Raw genomic sequence first — 20,413 nt, 5'->3', positions numbered from 1 at the left:
AGGCGAGTCCGGCGGGGAACCGAGCGGACAGCTGGGGTCGTCACGGACTGCTCGCTTCTGTCGCGCGCAGCGACGTCGACGCCTCGGTCGCGACCGGAACCGGCCACAGCTGGTCGAGCAGCTGCGCCGTCCATGCGATGAGATCGGCGTCGGACACGGGCTCGCCCCCCGCGGTGGGCAGCGGCACCACGACCGCCTCCCCCGACGCCACGAGCTTCGCCTTCGGATACAGGCGCTGCAGCCGCACGCGCATGGAGTCGGCCAGGTTCGCCGGCGCCACCCGAAGGTTCGGCCCCATCGCCACGACATCCGTCAGCCCGGCCTGCGCGGCGCGCCGCCGCAGCCGCGCCATCCGCACGAGGCCTTCGGCCTCCGCCGGCAGAGCGCCGTACCGGTCGGTGAACTCCTCGACGACGAGATCGATCGCGTCGTCCTTCGCGGTCACGGATGCCGCGGCCGACAGCTTCTGGTAGGCCTCCAGCCGCAGCCTCTCGCTGTCGATGTACGACTCCGGAAGGCGCGCCTGCACCGGCAGCTCCAGACGCAGCTCGGCGGGGCCCTCCGCATCCTCGCCGCGGAAGGTCGCCACGGCCTCGCCGATCATCCGCAGGTAGAGATCGAAGCCGACTCCGGCGATGTGGCCCGCCTGCTCGGCCCCCAGGAGGTTGCCCGCGCCGCGCAGCTCGAGGTCCTTCAGCGCGACCTGCATGCCGCTTCCGAGGTCGTTGTTGACCGCGATCGTCTCGAGTCGATCGGCCGCCGTCTCGCTCAGCGGCTTCGTCTCGTCGTAGAGGAAGTACGCGTACGCCCGCTCCCGACCGCGCCCCACACGGCCGCGCAGCTGATGCAGCTGGCTGAGCCCATACTTGTCGGCGCGGTCGATGATGATCGTGTTGGCGTTCGAGATGTCGAGGCCGGTCTCGATGATGGTCGTCGAGACGAGCACGTCCGCCCGCCGCTCCCAGAAGTCGTCGACGACCTGTTCGAGCTGATGCTCCCCCATCTGCCCGTGAGCGACGGCGATACGCGCCTCGGGCACGAGCTCGGCGAGCTGGGCGGCGACGCGCTGGATCGACTGCACTCGGTTGTGCACGAAGAACACCTGTCCCTCGCGCAGCAGCTCGCGCCGGATCGCCGCGGCGATCTGCTTGTCGTTGCGGGGTCCGACGTAGGACAGGATCGGATGCCGGTCCTCGGGCGGCGTCGCGAGCGTCGACATCTCGCGGATGCCGGTGACCGCCATCTCGAGCGTGCGCGGGATGGGGGTCGCGCTCATGGCGAGGATGTCGACACCCGTCTTCAGCTTCTTCAGCGCGTCCTTGTGCTCGACGCCGAAACGCTGCTCCTCGTCGATGATCATGAGCCCGAGGTCCTTGAACAGCACCTTCTCGGTGAGGATCCGGTGGGTGCCGATGACCATGTCGATCGTGCCGTCGGCGAGGCCGGCGACGATCTCGCGCGCCTCCTTGTCGGTCTGGAAGCGCGACAGCGCCCGCACCTTGACGGGGAACCCGGCGAACCGCTCGGCGAAGGTGTCGAGGTGCTGCTTGACCAGGAGGGTCGTCGGCACGAGCATCGCGACCTGCTTGCCGTCCTGGATCGCTTTGAACGCGGCGCGCACGGCGACCTCGGTCTTGCCGAAGCCGACATCCCCCGACAGCAGCCGATCCATCGGGACCGGCTTCTCCATGTCGGCCTTGATCTCGTCGATCGTCTGGAGCTGGTCCGGGGTCTCGGCGAAGGGGAACGCCTCCTCCAGCTCGCGCTGCCACGGCGTGTCCGGTCCGAAGGCGTGTCCCTTCGCCGCCATGCGCGCGGAGTAGAGCTTCACGAGCTCGACCGCGATGTCGCGCACGGCCTTGCGGGCCTTGCCCTTCGCCGCCGCCCAGTCGCTCCCGCCCATCTTGGACAGCACCGGCGCCTCGCCGCCGACGTAGCGGGAGAGCAGGTCGAGCTGGTCGGTCGGGACGAAGAGCTTGTCACCCGGATGCCCGCGCTTGGAGGGCGCGTACTCCAGCACGAGGTACTCCCGCATGCTCTTGACCGGGTTGCGTCCCCCCGAGGAGACCTCGCGCTGCACGAGCTCGAGGAATCGTCCGATGCCGTGGGTCGCATGCACGACGATGTCGCCGGGCTTGAGCTGCATCGGATCGACGACGTTGCGCCGGCGCGAGGCGAGCTTCTTGACCGCCCTCGTGTCGCCCGCGACCGTGCGCCCGTAGAACTCGGACTCGGTGACGACAGCGAGCCGCGCGCCCGGCGCCTGGAAGCCGCGCTCGAGCGGCGAGACGACGACGAGCGCGACACCCGGCTCGGGCGGCGTCTCGATCTGGTCGACCCGGCGGGCGGCGATGCCGCGCTCCGCCAGGACGTCGCGCGCGCGGTCGGCCAGCCCCGCGCCGGCCGCGGTCACGACGACGCGCCAGCCGCCCTGGAGCAGGTCGCCGACCAGGCCGGTCGCGCCGTCGACGTTGCCCGCGAAGGAGGGCACGGATGTCGCCTCCACCCGCACGCCGTCGTCGTCCACGAGCCCGAGCTCGGCCGCATCCGCCGACCCGGAGTCGAACGCCGACAGGGTCCACCAGACGTCCCGTCGTGCGGCGGCGGCATCGTGCAGCGCGTCGAGGGTCACGAAGTCGCCGGCCCCGAGGTCGACCGGGGTGTCGGCTCCCGCGACCGCGGCGCTCCAGGCCGCCTCGAGGAACTCGCGGTTCGTGTCGGCGAGGGTGCTCGCACGGGTCTGGGCGCGCTCCGGGTCGACGACGGCCACGGCCGTGCCTTCGGGGAGGCAGTCCACGAGGGTCACGAGCCGGTCGACGAGGGCCGGGGTGAGAGACTCCATGCCGTCGACGGGGATGCCCTGCGACATCCGCTCGAGCATCCCCGCGAGCGCGGGAAAGGTGCCGACGAGCGCGGCCGCCCGCTCCCGCACCTCGGCCGTCAGCAGCAGCTCGCGGCTCGGCAGCAGCTCTATCCGAGCGATCTCGCCCGGCAGCGACCGCTGGTCGGCGACGGAGAACGCGCGGATCTGATCGACCTCGTCGCCGAAGAACTCGACGCGGTAGGGGTGGTCGGCGGTCGGCGGGAAGACGTCGAGGATGCCGCCGCGCACCGCGAACTCGCCGCGGCGCGAGACCATGTCGACCCGGTGGTACGCGCGCTCGACCAGCGCCGCGATGACCTCGTCGAGCTCGTGCCCGCGTTCGCCGGCGGCGAGGTCGATGACCGGGACGTCGGCGAGCCCCGCCACGATCGGCTGGATCGCCCCGCGGACGGAGGCCGTGACCACGAGCGGTGTGCGCGCGTCCCACGCGGCGACGCGGCGCAGCACCTCGAGTCGCCGTCCGACGGTCTCGGCGCTCGGGCTCAGCCGCTCGTGCGGGAGGGTCTCCCACGCGGGGAAGTGCAGCACCTCGGCGCCCGGCAGGAGAGCCTCGAGCGCGGGACCGAGCGTGTCGGTGCGCCGGCCGGTCGGAGCGATCAGCAGAAGCGCCGGCGGCTCGCCCTGCGTGCGCCGCCGCTCGAGGAGAGCTGCGAGGAGGGGCGCGTCGAGGGCACCCGGCACGGAGAAGCCGGCGTCAAGCGCGGCCATACGGAGGGCGTCGTCGAAGGTGGGCGACTGCGCGAGGGCGCGCACGATCCCGGGAACAGTCACCGTACGATCCTACGGTCCGTCGCCGACATCGCGGCGGCGACCGGACCGTGCGATGCGTCCGCTCAGCGCGGAGCGTGCCACCGCTGCTGCGCGGCGAGCATGCCCTCGTCCACGAGCAGCTCGACGGCGTCCGCCGCATCCGACACGAGCGAGGGCAGGGCCTTGCGGTCGGACGCGCTGAAGGGGTCGAGCACCCAGTCGGCCGGGTCCTGCCGACCGGGCGGGCGTCCGATGCCGACGCGCACGCGGGGGAACTCGGGCGTGCCGAGCGCCTTCGCGACATCCCGGACGCCGTTGTGGCCGCCGTGCCCGCCCCCGACCTTCAGCTTGATCGTGTCGAAGGGGATGTCGAGCTCGTCGTGGACGACGACCAGGCGCTCCGCGGGCACGTCGTAGAACCGCGCGAGGTTCGCCGCCGGTCCCCCGGACACGTTCATGAACGTGTTGGCCTTCGCGAGGATGAGCCGGTCGCCCCCGGGGCGCAGCCGCGTCTCGACGACGCGCGCGTTGGCCTTGTGCGCGCGGAAGGTCTCGGACCGGCGGGCGGCGAGCTCATCGACCACGAGCTGGCCGATGTTGTGGCGGGTCTTCTCGTACTGCGGCCCGGGGTTGCCGAGCCCCAGCACGATCCACGTCAGCGTCATCCCGGCATCCTCTCGCTCAGACGACCATGTCCCACTTTGGTCCGGAACTGCGATGCTGTTCCGGACCAAAGTGGGACATGGTGCGTCACGAAGTGGGACGCGGTGAGGGGGTCACCGCGTCCGCGCGGTGCGTCCTACTCGGCAGCCTCGCCGGACTGCTCGGCGGCGGTCTCGGCGTCCGACTCGGCGATCTCGTCCTCGGCGGCGAGCGTCGCCGCCGGCACGGAGATGGCCACGACGAGGGTCTCCGGGTCGGCCGCGAGCGCCGCGCCGCGCGGGAGCTTCAGGTCGGCGGCCGTGATGTGCGTGCCGTCCTCCAGGCCCTCGACGTCGACCTCGATGTTCTCGGGGATGTGGGTCGCCTCGACCTCCAGCGCGATGGAGGTCGCGTCGAGGTTGGCGATCGTGCCGGAGAAGGGCTCGCCGACGACGACCACGGGGACGTCGACCTGCAGCTTCTCGCCCTTCTTGACCACGAGCAGGTCGATGTGCTCGATGACCTGGCGCACCGGGTCCTTCTGCACGTCCTTCACGAGCGCGAGGTGCTGGGCGCCGTCGACCGACAGCTCGAGCACGGCGTTGGCGCGACGGATCAGCAGCGCCATCTGGTGCCCCGGCAGCGCGAGGTGCACCGGGTCGGTGCCGTGTCCGTAGAGCACGGCGGGGACCTGACCGGCAGCACGCAGACGACGCGCGAAACCCTTGCCGAACTGCGAACGCAGCTCGGCCGCGACCTTGTTGTCTTCCGACATGATGATTCTCCTTGTGGGCACACGGGCCCGATTCTCGTTCCGGGCACGGGGCCCATGATCGGGTGAGCGGATTCGACTCGAACGCGAGCGCGTGAGGAAGCCGTGGGCCTGCGCACCCTCGTCGATAACGGATGTCGCACGACATCCCTCGCCGAAGTTCGGTCCTGAGTCTAGCAGCGCTCCCCGTATCATGAGAACGTCCCGCCACCCGTCGAAGGGCCCCGCATGATCGTGCACCTGTCCGAGCAACTCGCCCCCACGCTCGCGTCCGACATCCTGCTCGGCGTGATCGGGCTGATGTCGCTGGGCGCGCTCATCACGGCCGTCGGTGCGCTCTTCTCGCTCGGCCGCGCGCCCTACCGCAAGAACTGAGCCCGCTCACCCCACACGGGTGGGGTCGCCGACCTCCCCCATGACCTGCACGGCCAGGTCGGCCTCCGACACGATCTGCGCCATCGCCGTGGCTGCGGCGTCGCCGTCGCCCCCGGCGACGGCGAACGCCACGTCGCGGTGCAGCCGCACCGCCTCGGAGTCGGCATCGTGCGGCATGAGGGCGTGCTGCGTGCGCCCGACGAGCACCGAGGCGACGACCTCGTCGAGGGCAGCGAGCATGGGGTTGCCCGACGCCGCGAGCAGCGTGCGGTGGAACCGGATGTCGGCATCCAGGTAGGCCTGCTGATCGGCGGCGTGCGCGTTGCGGCGCATCTGCGCCACCGCCTCGGTGAGCTCACGCCGCTGCTCCTCGCTGGCCTCGGATGCGGCCAGCCGCGCGGCGAGCGGCTCGATCGCCCCCCGGAGCTGGCTGAGCTCGTGCAGCTGACGCAGCCGGTCGGGCCCGCCGAGGCGCCAGCGGATCACCTCGGGCGCATACACGTTCCACTCCGATGCCGGGCGGACCTCGACCCCGGAGCGACGTCGCACCCGCACCAGCCCGAGCGACTCGAGGACGCGCACAGCCTCGCGCGCGGCGCTGCGTGAGGCGCCGGAGTCGGAGCCGAGCTCCGCCGTGATCAGCCGCGCACCCGGTGCGTGCTCGCCGTGGACGATCGCGGCGCCGAGACGCTCCACGAGCACCTCGTGGACGGAACCGCCGGCATCGGACGCGCGCATGTCTCCGATTATCGCGCGGACGAGCCGAGGCGCCGATATGTCGTGCATATTCGCATCATCTCTGCTATATGTAGGACAATTGCTCGCTGCGGAGACGCCCTGCCAGAACGAGGATGCTCATGGCCCTTTCCACCTCTTCCCCCCTTTCTCTCCTGCCGACGGCGACGCCCGCGCCGTCCGCCGCCCCCGGGCAGCTGGTGACCGCCGCCCTCCTCGGCATCGTCCTGATCGTGGTGCTCATCACCTGGGCGAAGCTGCATCCGTTCCTCTCGCTGACGATCGGCGCGCTCGCCACCGGCATGATCGCCGGCATGCTCGTCGGCGCGGTCGTCACGAGCTTCACCGGCGGGTTCGGGTCGACCATGGGCGGCGTCGGCATCCTGGTCGCGCTCGGGGCGATCTACGGCAAGCTGCTGGCAGACTCCGGCGGCGCCGACCGCATCGTCGACACGCTCGTCTCCCGCGCGACGCCGCGCACGCTCCCCTGGATCATGGGTCTCATCGGCGCCATCATCGGCCTGCCCATGTTCTTCGAGGTCGGACTGGTGCTGCTGGTGCCGGTCATCATCCTCGTGGCGCGTCGGTCCGGCGTCTCGCTGATGCGTATCGCGATCCCTACCCTCGCCGGTCTGTCGGCGATGCACGGGCTCGTCCCGCCGCACCCGGGGCCGCTCGCGGCCATCGACGCGCTGGGCGCGAACCTCGGGATCACGCTCGCGTTCGGGGTGATCGTCGCGATCCCCGCGATCATCATCGCCGGCCCGCTCTTCGCACCTCTCGCGGCGCGCTGGGCACCCGTCCCCGTGCCCGCGCTCTTCCTGTCCGCCGAGGACGAGGGCGACACCGCCCGTCGACGTCCCTCCTTCGCGGCCACGCTGGGCTCGATCCTCCTCCCGGTCGCCCTGATGCTCCTGAAGGCCGTCGCCGACATCGTGGCCCCCGGCTCGCCCGAGCTGTGGAAGACGGTCCTGGACTTCCTCGGCACACCGGTCATCGCGCTGCTCATCGCCGTGCTCGTCGGCCTCCTCGTGCTCGGCCGTGGGGCGGGCTTCGACCGCGCCCGCCTGAACGAGACGGTGGGCTCGTCCCTCGGCCCCATCGCCGCGATCCTGCTGATCGTCGGCGCCGGCGGCGGTTTCAAGCAGGTGCTGATCGACACCGGGATCGGCGCGGTCATCGCCTCGTTCGTAGCCGGCTCCTCCGTGTCGGTGCTGCTGCTGGCGTGGGTCGTGGCCGCGCTCATCCGGGTCGCGACGGGATCGGCCACGGTGGCCACGATCACGGCCGCGGGCATCCTGCAGCCGCTCACCGAGTCCCTCGACCAGCCGATGGTCGCGCTGCTGGTGCTCGCCGTCGGCGCCGGCTCCCTCTTCCTCTCGCACGTGAACGACGCCGGGTTCTGGCTCATCAAGGAGTACTTCGGGCTCAGCATCGGCCAGACGCTCAAGTCCTGGACCGTGCTCGAATGTCTCATCTCGGTCGCCGGGCTCCTCGGCGTCCTCGTGATCGCGTTGTTCGTCTGAGCGGGGTGTGTCGATGAACGTCTCCGCTCCCGTCCTCGTGTTCATGGGCGTCGCCGGCACCGGAAAGTCGACGGTCGCCGCTCTGCTGGCCGGTCGTCTGGGCTGGCCCTTCCAGGAGGGCGACGACCTCCACCCGGCAGAGAACGTCGCCAAGATGGCCGCCGGCCACCCGCTCACCGACGAGGACAGATGGCCGTGGCTCGATCGCGTCGCGGGCTGGATCGATGACCGCATCGCCGCCGGCGAGCCCGGGATCATCACCTGCTCGGCGCTGCGGCGCGCCTACCGCGATGTCCTGCGGCGCGACGCCGTCACCTTCGTCCACTTCACGGGCGATCAGGCTCTCGTGCGCGAGCGGATGTCGCGCCGCGAAGGACACTTCATGCCGACCGCGCTGCTGGACTCGCAGTTCGCGGCGCTCGAGCCGCTGGAGCAGGACGAGCAGGCCGTCCTCGTCGACATCGACGCGACACCCGAGGAGCAGGCTGCCTACATCGCGAGCGTGCTCCGCCTCATCCCGTCGTGACCGAGGGCGATGCTCCGCCCGATACGCTGAACACGATCCGATCCCGCAAGGAGAACTGCCGTGCCCGACACCCCTCAGCCCACCGCGACCGCCAACATCGGAGTGGTCGGCCTCGCCGTGATGGGCTCCAACCTGGCCCGCAACCTCGCGTCCCGCGAGGGCAACACGGTCGCCGTCTTCAACCGCAGCCGCAGCAAGACCGACGAGCTCGTCGCCGCCCACCCCGAGGCCGGCTTCGTCCCCGCCTTCTCCTACGAGGAGTTCGCCGCGAGCCTGCAGAAGCCGCGTACGGCGATCATCATGGTCAAGGCCGGCGGCCCTACGGATGCTGTCATCGACGAGCTGATGGCCGTGTTCGAGCCGGGTGACATCATCATCGACGGCGGCAACGCGCTGTTCACCGACACGATCCGCCGCGAGAAGGCCGTGGGCGAGCGCGGCTTCAACTTCGTCGGCATGGGCGTCTCCGGCGGCGAGGAGGGCGCCCTCCTCGGCCCCTCGCTCATGCCGGGCGGCCCGGACGAGGCCTGGGCGACGCTCGGGCCGATCCTGCGCTCGATCGCCGCGGTCGCCGAGGGCGAGCCCTGCGTCACGCACGTCGGCCACGACGGCGCGGGTCACTTCGTGAAGATGGTCCACAACGGCATCGAGTACGCCGACATGCAGCTCATCGCCGAGGCGTACGACCTCATCCGCCGCGGCACCGGCTCCTCCCCGGCCGAGATCGCCGAGATCTTCGCCGAGTGGAACCGGGGCGAGCTGGAGTCCTACCTCATCGAGATCACCGCGGAGGTGCTCCGCCAGACGGATGCGGCCAGCGGCCTGCCCCTCGTGGACGTCATCGTCGACGAGGCCGGCGCCAAGGGGACGGGCGCCTGGACGGTGCAGACCGCCCTCGACCTCGGGGTTCCCGTCTCGGGCATCGCGGAGGCGACGTTCGCGCGTTCGCTGTCGAGCCACCGCGAGCAGCGGGATGTCGCGGGCTCCCTGCCCGGCCCGGCCGACGAGGCGTTCACGGTCGAGGACCCGCAGGTCTTCATCGAGCAGGTACGGCTCGCGCTGTACGCCTCGAAGATCGTCGCGTACAGCCAAGGCTTCGACGAGATCCGTGCGGGCGCCGCCCAGTACGGCTGGAACATCGATCTGGGAGCGATCAGCCGGATCTGGCGAGGCGGCTGCATCATCCGCGCCCAGTTCCTCAACCGCATCGCCGACGCGTACGCGGCCGAGCCCGAGCTCCCCGTGCTCCTCACCGCGCCCTACTTCGTCGAGGCGCTCGGCCGCGCTCAGGACGCCTGGCGGCACATCGTGGCGACGGCGGCGGCCGCCGGCATCCCCGCCCCCGCGTTCGGCTCCTCGCTCGCCTACTACGACGGGCTCCGCGCTCGGCGGCTGCCGGCGGCCCTCATCCAGGGGCAGCGCGACTTCTTCGGCGCGCACACCTACCGCCGCACGGACAAGGACGGCACCTTCCACACCCTGTGGTCGGGCGACCGCACCGAGATCGAGGCGGCCGACACCCACTGATGCGGTGGCCTGCGCCGGTGGCGTCCGGCGCAGGCCCCGCGCTCAGGTGTACCAGGTGGGCTCGGGCACCTCGCCGAGCAGCGCGAAGACCCCCACCTCGCGCTTCTTGTACGGCAGCGGGTCGTGCAGCGAGTGCGTACGCAGGTTCCGCCAGTGGATGTCCAGGCCCACCGTCTGCGCCGTCGCCCGTGCACCGGTGAGCTCGAACACCTTGGTCGCCGTCTCGAGCCCGTCCTCGACGATGCGCACCTTGGCCGCCGCGACCCGCACGGCGACCTCTCCGCGGGCGCGGGCGCTCAGCTCCTCCCGCGGTGCGTGGAGGAGGGCGGCCAGCTCGGCGTCGACGGCGTCGATCAGCGCCTCGTCCGCCCACAGCCTGGCCTGCAGCGCCCCGTAGCCCTCCAGGATGTACCACTCCTCGGTGGCCCGCTCCTTGTCGTCGCCCCCGTACGGCCAGGCGCGCGTCGTCTCGCGCGTGTACTGGGCCGCTCGTTCGAGCGCGCCCTGCGCGATGCCGAGGTAGAAGTTGGAGAACACCTGCTGGATGGTCGGCACGTTCAGCGTGTTGTAGACGAGGGGCTGGAACTCGCGATCGACGAATCCCGCGGCGGCCGCCCACGGCACCCGTACGTCCCGGATCTCGACGCTGCCCGACTCCGTCAGCCGCTGTCCGAGGCTGTCCCAGTCGTGACCGAAGACGATGCCCGGCTGCGCCGTGGGGACGATCGCGAAGACGTGCGTCTCGGTGCCCTCGAGCACCCCCTCGAGGACCGTGAGGTCGCTGACCACACCCCCGGTCGAGAACGACTTGCGACCGCTGAAGACGAGCTCGTCGCCGTCCTCACGGATCACGAGATCGCTGTCACGCGGGTTGACGGCTCCGCCGTAGAGCAGCCGTTCGGTGGTTGCGAGCTGTTCGACGGCCGCGATCTGCTCCGGGGTCGCGACCAGTCGCGCGGCCCACGCCCACAGGTAGTGGTACCCGAGAAGCTGCCCGATCGACCCGTCCGCCCGCGCGATCCGGCGGATGACGCGGAACGCGGTCGCCCAGTCCTGCCCGCCCCCGCCGTGCTCGACGGGCCCGAGGAGCGTCACCAGGCCGGAGTTCTTCAGCAGGGCGACCTCGGCGACCGGCGACAGGCCCGCCCGATCGCGCTCGACCGCATCCGTCGCGAGGATCTCCGCGACCTCGTCGGCGCGGGCGAGCCAGCCCTCTCTCCCTTCCGGGGCGGGCTTTCCGCCCCATCGGTCGGTCAGCGGATCGGTGGTCACATGCGTGTCGCTCATGGCGGCTTCCTCTCTCGTCTCTGCGGCCGGGGAGCGGCCGTGCAGCGAGACTAGGAAGCGCCGGGCGCACCGTCACGAAGATGTCGACGAAGGTCGCCGGATGACGCCGGGTGACACGTCGCCGAGCACCTCCCAGCGCGGCGTGCCGTCACCCGGCGTCCGACATCAGCGCGTGATGTCGTGCACCCGGCCGTTCTCCAGCCGCAGCCGACGCGAGGCCCGTCGTGCGACAGCGGAGTCGTGCGTGACGACGATGAGCGTCAGCCCCTCCGCGTTCAGGCCCTGCAGCAGCTGGAGGATCTCATCGCGCATGTGCTCGTCGAGATTGCCGGTCGGCTCGTCCGCCAGCAGCACCCGCGGATGCTTGGCGATCGCCCGCGCGATCGCGACGCGCTGCTGCTGGCCTCCGGAGAGCTCGCCCGGGCGATGGTCTCCGCGCTCGGCGAGTCCGACGTGCGCGAGCGCCTGCGTCACCCGGGCGGCCCGCTCGGCGCGCGCCAGGCCGAGCGGCTCGAGCCCCATGTCCACGTTCTCCGCCGCCGTCAGGGTGGGGATGAGGTTGAACCCCTGGAAGACGAAGCCGATCTCGTGCGCACGCAGGCGTCCCAGCTCCGCGTTCGACGCCGTGGCGATGTCCGTGCCGTTCAGCTCGACCGTGCCGCCGGTCGGACGATCGAGTGCGCCGAGCACCTGCAGCAGCGTCGACTTGCCGCCGCCGGTGGGTCCTTGGATGGTGACGAACTCGCCCGCGGCGATCTCGACATCCACCTCGCGCAACGCCTCGACCACGCGTGCGCGCTGCCGATAGGTCTTCGTCACGCCGGCCAGGCGGTAGGCCGGGGCGTCGTCCGCGGGCGCGGCCGGGGTCTGCTCTTCGTCGACGATGGTCATGTCGTCCTCCTTCGTGTAGGGCCGTCGTGTCGGATGCCGGTCACGCGACGGACCGGAGGGCCTCGGCCGGGCTGAGGCGCGCCGCGCGCCAGCCCCCGAAGGCGCCCGCGACGAGTCCGCCGGCGATCGCGAGCGCGACGGCCGCGACGACGATCCCCACCGACAGCGGCGCGCTCAGCACGATCTCGCTCGCCGCCCGCACGGTCTCCCGCCGGAAGCCGCCGCCGGGGCCGCCGGCACCGCCGGCCGCCACCGTCGGTCGGATGACGTTGACGGCGATCACGCCGGCGAGCCCGATCACGACTCCTGCCACACCGCCGATGAGGCCCTGGACGACGGACTCCCCCGCGACCTGCCCGACGACGCGTCGGTTGGACCAGCCGATCGCCTTCAGCGTGCCGAACTCGCGCGTGCGCCGCGAGACGCCCGAGATCGTGAGGAGCACCGCGAGGGCGACCGCGACCACCAGCACGATGATCGACAGCCACGTGCCCAGGTTCTCGATGAGCGAGGAGGCGCTCGCGAGCGAGCCCGACACGGTCGTGGCGAGCTGCGACTGCGAGCTGACCGTCGCATCGGGGACGGCGGCGGCGAGCGCGCTCTGCACCCCCGAGATGTCGGCCGCGGACGCGGCCTGCACGTAGATCGTGGAGATCACGTCGCCGACGCCGGCGAGGCTCTGCGCGACGTCCAGGGGGATGTACACGTTCGCCGCGGTGTCGGCCGACGACGACGCGGAAGCGACGATCCCGACGATCTGCATGGCCGTGCCGCCCACCTCGACGGTGCCGCCGACCGCGAGCCCCTTGCTCGACGCATAGGTCGCATCCAGCACCGCGACGTGCGAGCCCGCGTCGCCGTCGGCCAGCAGGCGTCCCGAGCTGAGCGTCGTGGCCGACAGCGGTCCCACCGTGTCGTCGGCGGGCTGGATGCCGAGGACCGTGAACGAGTCGACGTCGAACGAGCCGCCGCCGAAGCCACCGCCGCCCTCGCCCGGCTGCCGGTCGGCTCTTCCCTCGCCTCCGGCGGACGTCCCTGATCCGGGTGCCTGCGGCAGCTGGCCGTCGAAGGTGACGTTGTTCAGGCTCAGCGCCGCCGCGGCCGCCGAGACGCCCGACACCCCGGTCACGGTGCTGAGCGTCGACGAGGGCAGGGTGCCGCGTCGCGCGTCGGCCACGAGGCGCGACTGGCTGAGCGTCGTGCTCCCGTCCGAGCCGGTCGTCCCGCCGTTCTGACCGAACTCGAACGAGCGTCGCCCGCCCTCGCCCTGTCCCGGCTGCGCCTGTGCGCCGGAGACCGTGAGATCCGTGCCGACGCCGTAGACCGAGGCGAGAGCCGCGGACTGGGCGTCCTTCACACCGCCCGCGAGCGCGTTCACGACGATCACGAGCGCGATCGCGATCGCCAGTCCCGCCGCGACGATGATCGTCTGTCTCTTCCGCCCCACCAGCTCGCGGCGCAGGTATGTCCCGTACATGGCTCTCCTCCTCGGTCGCTCGGACCTGGCGAAGACGCTAGGGACGGCCCTCAAGCACGCGGCCAGCGCCGGGTATGAAACGGGTATGAGCGCATGCTTCCGGAATTCACAGCGTGCCCATAGTCTCTGCCATAGGAGTCTCATAGCTTCCCCGACAGAATCGGACCCATGACGATGGCCGTTCCCTCCCCCGCCCTCCACCGTGCCGACGGCACGGCGCCCCGCGTGCTCGTCGTCGACGACGAGCAGATGCTCACCGATCTGTTGTCGATGGCCCTTCGCATGGAGGGATGGGACGTGAAGACCGCCGCGAGCGGCTTCGACGCCCTGACGGTCGCGCGCGAGTTCGACCCGGACGCCATGGTGCTCGACATCATGATGCCCGACCTCGACGGCATGGCGGTCCTGCAGCGGCTGCGGCAGTCCGGCAACGACGTGCCCGTGCTGTTCCTCACGGCCAAGGACGCCGTCGCCGACCGCGTCGCCGGGCTGACGGCGGGCGGCGACGACTACGTCACCAAGCCCTTCAGCCTCGAAGAGGTCGTCGCACGGCTGCGCGGGCTCATGCGCCGTGCCGGCACGGCACGGGCGGACGACTCCGAGCCGATCCTCCGCGTGGGCGATCTCAGCCTGAACGAGGACAGCCACGAGGTCGAGCGCGCGGGCACGGAGATCGAGCTGACCGCGACGGAGTTCGAGCTGCTGCGCTACCTCATGCGCAACCAGCGGCGCGTCGTGTCGAAGGCGCAGATCCTCGACCGCGTGTGGAACTACGACTTCGGCGGCCGTTCCTCGGTCGTCGAGCTCTACATCTCGTACCTCCGCAAGAAGATCGACCAGGGCCGCGACCCGCTGATCCACACGGTGCGGGGCGTCGGGTACATGATCAAAGCCCCGCAGTGAGCACTCCCGCTCCACGGCGCCGGCGACGTCTCACGCTGCAGGCACGGCTCATGACCGCCGTGATCGGCATGGTGGCCGTGATCCTCGGCGGTGTGGGGCTGGCGACCGGCACGATCCTCAGCTCCATCATGCGCGAGAACCTGGACGGCCAGGTCCAGAGCATCCAGTTGCGCGGCTACCCCTCCAGCACCGCGGCCGACATCCTCAACGACGGCCGGCAGGAGACGGGAACCCTCCTCGTCTACCGCAACCCGCTGGGCCTGGTCAGCGGCGCCTATGTGTCGACGGATGCGAAGGTCGCCACCCTCAGCGACAGCCAGATCTCGCAGCTGCTCGGCCAGATCGAGTCCGGCGCGCCCGCGACCGTGCGGATCGACGACCTGGGCGAGTACCGGGTGTTCGTCTCCTCCTCGTCCGGCTCGTTCGCCGTCTACGGTCTGCCGACGAGCGAGGTGACATCGACTCTCGGACAGATCGTGACGACGGTCGGGCTCGTCACCGTCGGAGGCCTCCTGATCCTCGGGGTGCTGCTGGCGATCATCATCCGCCGGTCACTGGCCCCGCTGCGCTCGGTGGCCGCGACGGCGGAACGGGTGGCCGCACAGCCGCTCAGCGAGGGCGAGGTCACGATCTCCGAGCGGGTCCCGGCCGCGCAGACCGACGACACGACCGAGATCGGCCGGGTCGGCGCCTCGCTCAACACGCTCCTCGATCACGTCGAGTCCTCCCTCGACGCGCGCCAGCGCAACGAGGAGCGGATGCGGCGGTTCGTGGCCGATGCGAGTCACGAGCTGCGCACGCCCCTCGCGTCCATCCGCGGATACAGCGAGCTGTCGCTGCGCGACCCCACGCTGAGTGAGAACACCGAGTCCGCGCTCGAGCGCATCCAGGCCCAGTCGCTGCGGATGACGGCGCTCGTCGAGGACCTGCTGCTGCTCGCACGCCTGGAGGAGGGGCAGGAGCTCGTCTACGGCGCGGTCGATCTCAGCCGTCTCGCGATCGAGTCGATCGGCGATGCGCGGGTCGCCGGCCGTGACCACGAGTGGATCCTGGACGTCGGCGAGGACCCCGTCGTCATCGCCGGTGACGAGCCGCGCCTGCACCAGGTCGTCACCAACCTGCTCGCGAACGCCCGCACCCACACGCCGCCCGGAACGACCGTGACCCTCTCCGTGGCTCGGGAGGAGGGTGAGGCCGTGCTGCGCGTGCACGACGACGGCCCCGGCGTGGACCCATCGGTCGCGCAGGAGCTGTTCGAACGGTTCTCGCGCGCCGATCGCTCACGCGCCCGCAACACCGGCGGGACGGGCCTGGGGCTCTCGATCGTCCGCGCGATCGTCCACGCCCACGGTGGCGAGATCTCGGTGCGCTCGCAACCGGGCGACACGACCTTCATCGTGCGCCTGCCCGCGAAGCCCGCCGATCCCGCCCGCGCGGAGGCCGAGTCCGATGCGGCTCCGACGATCGCCGCGGAGGCTGCAGCCGGGTGACCGGCCGGCGCGCTAGCGTGGAGATGTGACCAGCCCTATCGATGCCACCACGACCGCTGCCTGGGCCGAGCTCGACGCTCACCGCTCCGCGTTCCACGCCGATCTGCGCGGCTGGTTCGCCGCCGACCCGCAGCGCGCGGAGCGCCTGTCCCTCCCGCTCGCCGACCTCCACGTCGACCTGTCCAAGAACCTCGTCACCGACGAGATCCTGGCCTCGCTCGTGCGCCTGGCGGAGCAGACCGGGGTCGCCGAGCGCTTCGCCGAGATGCTGGCCGGCGCGCATCTCAACACGAGCGAGGACCGCGCGGTCCTGCACACGGCGCTCCGGCGCCCCCGGGGTGCCGAGCCCGCGCTCGTCGTCGACTCCCAGCAGGTCGACCACGACGTGCACGAGGTGCTGGAGCGGATGTCGGCTTTCGCGGACCGAGTGCGCTCGGGCGAGTGGACCGGCGTGACCGGTAAGCGCGTCACGCACGTCGTCAACATCGGGATCGGCGGCTCCGACCTCGGCCCCGTCATGGTCTACGAGGCGCTGAAGCCCTTCGCGGATGCCGGGATCGAGGCACGCTTCGTCTCGAACATCGACCCGACCGACATCGCCCAGAAGACGAGCGGTCTCGACCCCGAGACGACGCTCTTCATCGTGGCCTCGAAGACGTTCACGACGCTCGAGACGCTCACGAACGCACGGCTCGCCCGTGACTGGCTGTGGCGGGAGCTGGCCGAGGCGGGCGTGCTCGCCGACGCGCCGGATGCGCGCACCGACGCCGTTGCGCACCACTTCGTCGCCGTGTCGACGGCGCTCGACCGCGTCGCGGAGTTCGGCATCGACCCCGCGAACGCCTTCGGCTTCTGGGACTGGGTCGGCGGTCGCTACTCCGTCGACTCCGCGATCGGGCTGTCCCTCGCGATCACGCTCGGGCCCGCGGCGTTCCTCGAGCTTCTGAGCGGGTTCCACGCCGTCGACGTGCACGTGGCCACGACCCCGCTCGAGCGGAACGTGCCGGTTCTCATGGGACTGCTCAACGTCTGGTACACCAACTTCCTCGGGGCGCAGTCGCACGCGGTGCTGCCGTACGCGCAGCTGCTGCACCGCTTCCCCGCGTATCTCCAGCAGCTCACGATGGAGTCCAACGGCAAGTCGGTGCGCTGGGACGGCTCCCCCGTCACGACCGACACCGGTGAGGTGTTCTGGGGCGAGCCGGGCACGAACGGCCAGCACGCGTTCTATCAGCTCATCCACCAGGGCACGCGACTCATCCCCGCCGATTTCATCGCCTTCGCCAACCCGGCCTACCCGCTGACCGACTCCGGTCGCGACGTGCACGGGCTGTTCCTCGCGAACTTCCTCGCCCAGACCAAGGCCCTCGCCTTCGGCAAGACGGCCGCAGAGGTCGAGGCGGAGGGGACGACGGGCGCCCTCGTGGCGGCGCGCACCTTCCCGGGCAACCGTCCGACGACATCCATCTTCGCCCCCGCGCTCACCCCGTCCGTGCTCGGCCAGCTCATCGCGCTGTACGAGCACATCACGTTCACGCAGGGCACGGTCTGGGGGATCAACAGCTTCGACCAGTGGGGCGTCGAGCTCGGCAAGCAGCTCGCGCTGCAGATCGCCCCGGCGATCGAGGGGGACGAGGCCGCCGCGGCGCAGCAGGACGCCTCGACCCGCGCGCTGCTCGCCTACTACCGCCGGCACCGCGCGGGCTGAGACGGATCTCAGTACCCCGCGAACGCGTCGGTCGTGAGCGAACGCGCGCGCCGCAACGCGGGCGCGAGGTCGGCGATCAGCGAAGGCGGTCCGGAGACGTAGGCGTGGCGCCGGCGGAGGTCCGGGACGAGGGCGCCGAGCGAGTCGGCGTCCAGCCGGATCCCGCCGGCCCAGCTCCAGCCCGCCGGCAGCGCGCCGGGGTCCTCCCGGGTGACGACGATCACGGGGACCCCGGCGGCCACGAGATCGTCGCGGAAGGCGAGCTGTCCCGCATCCGCCACGACGTAGACGAGGACGATGTCGCGCCGCTGGCCCTGCGCCGCGAGCTGGCGCAGCTGCGACACGAACGGCGTCACGCCGATCCCGGCGGCGACCAGCAGGAGCGGACGGGCGGGGTCGGCGGGCAGCACGAAGTCGCCCCAGACGCCCGTGACCGAGAAGCGGGCGCCGGGCTCGGCGGCGCTGAGGGCCCGCTTGTAGCTCGACTGCGGCCCGACGCCGTCGCGATAGGCGATGCGGAGCTCCGGCAGATCCGCGGGGGCCGACACGATCGAGAACTCGCGCCTGGTTCCCCGCGCGTCGGGGCGGCGGTGCGGCACGTGCAGCTCGAGGTACTGCCCCGCCGCGAACGCCAGCGGCCGCTCCACCCGGAAGACCAGCTCGTGGACCGTGGGGGTCGGTGTGCGGCGCTCACGCAGGGTCAGACGCACGGAGACGCGCAGGCACAGGAGGAACGCCACCAGGTTGCCGATGAGGAGCGCACGCTCCTGGCCGAGCGTCACGTAGCCGACCGAGATCGGCCAGCCCGCGAGGACGCCCACGACGAGGGCCACGACCAGCTGCTGCCAGCGCCGCGGCGGCGAGGTGAGCGGCTCCGAGAGCATGAAGGCGCCGAGGAACAGATACGGCGACGCAGTGAGAGTCGTGTAGACGACGTCGCCCAGCGGCAGGCTCTCGCCGAGCGCCTGGTACTGCAGCGTGACGCGGACCACGGCGACGACGACCGCGACGACGACGAAGAGCGACACCATCGCGAGCCGTTCGACGCGCCAGAGCACGACGAGGCCGACGAGCAGCACCGGGGCGAACATGACCGGCGATCCGACCCACCACGCGGAGCTGCCGATGCCCGCATCGAGCGGGAGGAGCGCCGCGACGACCGTCACGACCGTCGCGCCCACCGCCGCCGGGTTGAAGACGTGACGTCCACGCCAGGCCAGCAGGTACTTGGACACGGATGCGGCGGCCGCCGCGATCACGATGCCCACGAGGCCGATCGGCTCGACGGTCGGCCGCAGCACGAACAGCAGGATGCCCGCCGTGATGAGCGACGACTCGATGCGCAACGGGATCGCCAGGAGCCGCTGCGCCGCCGTGTCGACGGCGAGGCCCACGACGACCAGGACGAGGGCCGTCGTCACGAGCTCTGCGGGTCCCGGCACCACGAGCCCCACGAACGAGAGACCGAGCGCGATCACCCCGAGCAGCGCCAGGGCGAGCAGGACGAGCCGGTACATCGACAGTCTTCCGAGGAGCGCGAGCCCGCGCGTCCAGGCTGCCGTGATGGAGGTCATAGGAACAATCCTTCCCTGGCGCCGGCCGACCACTCCAGCACGCCGTCGGTTCGCATTCGTGCCCACTCGACGCCCCAGCGGTGTGCGAGCTCGGGGCCCCCGTCGAAGAAGAGCGCGGTCGCCGCCGCATCCGCGGTCATCGCCTCGGCAGCCCGTGCCCACGTCGCGGCATACGTGCGCACGGGCTCGCCGGTGCGGGCGTCGAGGACGTGGTGCAGGCCGTCGCCCCAGACGCGGCGGTTGACGGCCGACGCGCACAGCGCGCCGTCGGTGACCTCCCACACCCCGATCGCTCGCGAGGCGTCGTAGGGATGCTCGAGCCCGATCCGCACCGGTCCGCCGCGGACGGCGAGGTCGCCGCTCGCGTCGACGACGAGCGTTCCCTCGACGTCGGGAGCCAGCTCGGCGAGCACGAGGTCGACCAGCCGTCCCTTGCCGAGCGCGCCGACGTCGATGAGCGTTCCCGGCTCCGCCGTGAGGGTGGACCCGTCCGGCGAGAGGAGGCCGAGCCACGCCGGGGCGGGCTCGGCGCCGCGGTCGACGAGGGACGAGGCCGCGTCGTAGCCTCGTCGGGCCAGGGAGGCGCCGACGAGGGGGTTCACGGCGCCTGCCGTGGCCGCATCCAGATCGTCGTACCGCGCGAACATCGCCGCAGCGTCGCGCGGGGCGGGAGCGTCGCCCCCGTCCCGCGCGAGGCGCGCGACGAGCGAGTCGTCACGGAACCGGGACCACTCGCGATCGAAGGACTCGATGAGCGTGCGCACCCGCTCCCGCGGCTCGGGCGCGAGCGTCTGATCCGTCTCGATCTCCCAGCGGGTGCCGATCGCCTCGAACGCCCACCGGGCGGTCACGAGGTGGCTTCGGACTTGATCTCCGCGATCGCCTTGTTGAAGCCGCCGCTCGTGAGGGAGGACCCGGCCACCCGGCTCACCTGGATCTCGTCGAGCTTCTTGCCGACGACGACGTCTGAGATGCCTCCGATGAACTGCGACTGGTACTGCTGCGACTCGCGTGCCTTCGGGTCGCCCGTGACCTGGACGGCCGTGACGACGTCGTCCTGCAGCGTGAGGGTGACCTCCACCGTCTCGAGCGTCTCCGGCGTCTGGTAGGTGCCGCTCGCGGTGTACGTGCCGTCCTTGTAGGTGCCGGTCCCGGCGTCGGCGGCACCGGCCGATGCCGGGCCGGTCGAGATGGCGGTCGGGGTCGACGCCGAGGTCGCCGCGGGCTGTTCCGCCTCCGCGGACGCGGAGCAGCCTGCGAGGGCGACGATGCCGGCGGTGCCGACGAGGGCCGCGGAGACGCGGACGGAGCGGGGTACGGCGGTCATGCGGATCATGGTCGGTCCT

The 20,413-nt window shown here is 71.5% G+C and carries 17 protein-coding genes; 7 read left to right on the top strand and 10 right to left on the bottom strand.

Annotated elements, in window-relative coordinates; all coding sequences use genetic code 11:
- Positions 1 to 40 precede the first annotated feature (40 nt).
- From mfd to QE381_RS00995, 3 genes are all read right to left on the bottom strand, one after another.
- Complete coding sequence (gene mfd / locus QE381_RS01005; protein ID WP_307214678.1) at positions 41 to 3,655, bottom strand: transcription-repair coupling factor; 3,615 nt, start codon at positions 3,653 to 3,655, stop codon at positions 41 to 43.
- 62 nt (positions 3,656 to 3,717) lie between these two features.
- On the bottom strand, positions 3,718 to 4,299 hold the full coding sequence (gene pth / locus QE381_RS01000) for an aminoacyl-tRNA hydrolase (protein WP_307214676.1): 582 nt from the start codon (positions 4,297 to 4,299) through the stop codon (positions 3,718 to 3,720).
- Positions 4,300 to 4,433: 134 nt separating this feature from the next.
- The gene (locus tag QE381_RS00995) at positions 4,434 to 5,051 is read right to left on the bottom strand and encodes a 50S ribosomal protein L25/general stress protein Ctc (RefSeq protein WP_307214674.1); all 618 of its coding nucleotides are present in this window, start codon (positions 5,049 to 5,051) and stop codon (positions 4,434 to 4,436) included.
- 225 nt (positions 5,052 to 5,276) lie between these two features.
- Between QE381_RS00995 and QE381_RS00990 the strand changes: the two genes are divergently transcribed.
- On the top strand, positions 5,277 to 5,423 hold the full coding sequence (locus QE381_RS00990; protein ID WP_307214673.1) for a hypothetical protein: 147 nt from the start codon (positions 5,277 to 5,279) through the stop codon (positions 5,421 to 5,423).
- Positions 5,424 to 5,429: 6 nt separating this feature from the next.
- Here the strand turns inward: QE381_RS00990 and QE381_RS00985 are convergent, their stop codons facing one another.
- Complete coding sequence (locus QE381_RS00985) at positions 5,430 to 6,161, bottom strand: FadR/GntR family transcriptional regulator (protein ID WP_307214672.1); 732 nt, start codon at positions 6,159 to 6,161, stop codon at positions 5,430 to 5,432.
- Positions 6,162 to 6,274: 113 nt separating this feature from the next.
- On the opposite strand from QE381_RS00985, the gene QE381_RS00980 reads away from it, so the two are divergent.
- Genes QE381_RS00980 through gndA form a run of 3 tightly spaced genes read left to right on the top strand, consistent with a single transcriptional unit; the run spans position 6,275 to position 9,737 of the window.
- Positions 6,275 to 7,684: a GntP family permease gene (locus QE381_RS00980; RefSeq protein ID WP_373426884.1), complete on the top strand. Its 1,410-nt coding sequence runs from the start codon at positions 6,275 to 6,277 to the stop codon at positions 7,682 to 7,684.
- A gap of 13 nt (positions 7,685 to 7,697) precedes the next feature.
- Positions 7,698 to 8,210 carry a gluconokinase gene (locus QE381_RS00975; RefSeq protein WP_307214670.1) on the top strand — a complete coding sequence of 171 codons (513 nt, stop codon included), beginning with the start codon at positions 7,698 to 7,700 and terminating at the stop codon, positions 8,208 to 8,210.
- 60 nt (positions 8,211 to 8,270) lie between these two features.
- Positions 8,271 to 9,737: an NADP-dependent phosphogluconate dehydrogenase gene (gene gndA, locus QE381_RS00970; protein ID WP_373426883.1), complete on the top strand. Its 1,467-nt coding sequence runs from the start codon at positions 8,271 to 8,273 to the stop codon at positions 9,735 to 9,737.
- Between the two features lie 42 nt (positions 9,738 to 9,779).
- Here the strand turns inward: gndA and QE381_RS00965 are convergent, their stop codons facing one another.
- The 3 genes from QE381_RS00965 to QE381_RS00955 all read right to left on the bottom strand — a co-directional run bounded on the left by QE381_RS00965 (position 9,780) and on the right by QE381_RS00955 (position 13,392).
- A complete protein-coding gene (locus QE381_RS00965) occupies positions 9,780 to 11,024 on the bottom strand; it encodes an acyl-CoA dehydrogenase family protein (protein WP_307214669.1) in 1,245 nt (414 codons plus the stop codon).
- Between the two features lie 165 nt (positions 11,025 to 11,189).
- On the bottom strand, positions 11,190 to 11,915 hold the full coding sequence (locus QE381_RS00960) for an ABC transporter ATP-binding protein (protein ID WP_307214668.1): 726 nt from the start codon (positions 11,913 to 11,915) through the stop codon (positions 11,190 to 11,192).
- A gap of 40 nt (positions 11,916 to 11,955) precedes the next feature.
- Complete coding sequence (locus tag QE381_RS00955; RefSeq protein ID WP_307214667.1) at positions 11,956 to 13,392, bottom strand: ABC transporter permease; 1,437 nt, start codon at positions 13,390 to 13,392, stop codon at positions 11,956 to 11,958.
- 174 nt (positions 13,393 to 13,566) lie between these two features.
- Here QE381_RS00955 and QE381_RS00950 point away from each other — a divergent pair, with 174 nt between their 5' ends.
- The 3 genes from QE381_RS00950 to pgi are packed head-to-tail and all read left to right on the top strand — an operon-like array spanning position 13,567 to position 17,493.
- On the top strand, positions 13,567 to 14,295 hold the full coding sequence (locus QE381_RS00950) for a response regulator transcription factor (RefSeq protein WP_307220358.1): 729 nt from the start codon (positions 13,567 to 13,569) through the stop codon (positions 14,293 to 14,295).
- A 50-nt stretch (positions 14,296 to 14,345) separates the two neighbouring features.
- A complete protein-coding gene (locus tag QE381_RS00945) occupies positions 14,346 to 15,785 on the top strand; it encodes a cell wall metabolism sensor histidine kinase WalK (RefSeq protein ID WP_307214666.1) in 1,440 nt (479 codons plus the stop codon).
- Between the two features lie 25 nt (positions 15,786 to 15,810).
- Positions 15,811 to 17,493 (top strand): glucose-6-phosphate isomerase, encoded by a 1,683-nt coding sequence (pgi, locus tag QE381_RS00940; RefSeq protein ID WP_307214665.1) that lies wholly within the window; start codon positions 15,811 to 15,813, stop codon positions 17,491 to 17,493.
- A gap of 8 nt (positions 17,494 to 17,501) precedes the next feature.
- Here the strand turns inward: pgi and QE381_RS00935 are convergent, their stop codons facing one another.
- From QE381_RS00935 to QE381_RS00925, 3 genes are read right to left on the bottom strand one after another with little or no spacing between them, the layout of a single operon-like run.
- Positions 17,502 to 19,067 (bottom strand): FAD-dependent oxidoreductase, encoded by a 1,566-nt coding sequence (locus QE381_RS00935; protein ID WP_307214664.1) that lies wholly within the window; start codon positions 19,065 to 19,067, stop codon positions 17,502 to 17,504.
- On the bottom strand, positions 19,064 to 19,918 hold the full coding sequence (locus tag QE381_RS00930) for an FAD:protein FMN transferase (RefSeq protein WP_307214663.1): 855 nt from the start codon (positions 19,916 to 19,918) through the stop codon (positions 19,064 to 19,066). The genes QE381_RS00935 and QE381_RS00930 overlap by 4 nt, the downstream gene beginning before the upstream one ends.
- Positions 19,915 to 20,403: a hypothetical protein gene (locus QE381_RS00925; protein WP_373426882.1), complete on the bottom strand. Its 489-nt coding sequence runs from the start codon at positions 20,401 to 20,403 to the stop codon at positions 19,915 to 19,917. Before QE381_RS00925 ends, QE381_RS00930 begins: the two co-directional genes overlap by 4 nt.
- Between the last annotated feature and the right edge of the window lie 10 nt (positions 20,404 to 20,413).

This window comes from Microbacterium sp. SORGH_AS_0888, assembly GCF_030818905.1.
In the GTDB taxonomy this organism is placed as follows: Bacteria; Actinomycetota; Actinomycetes; order Actinomycetales; family Microbacteriaceae; genus Microbacterium.
The sequence above is the reverse complement of the archived record's forward strand: the minus strand, read 5'-3'. Positions and strand labels throughout refer to the sequence as shown.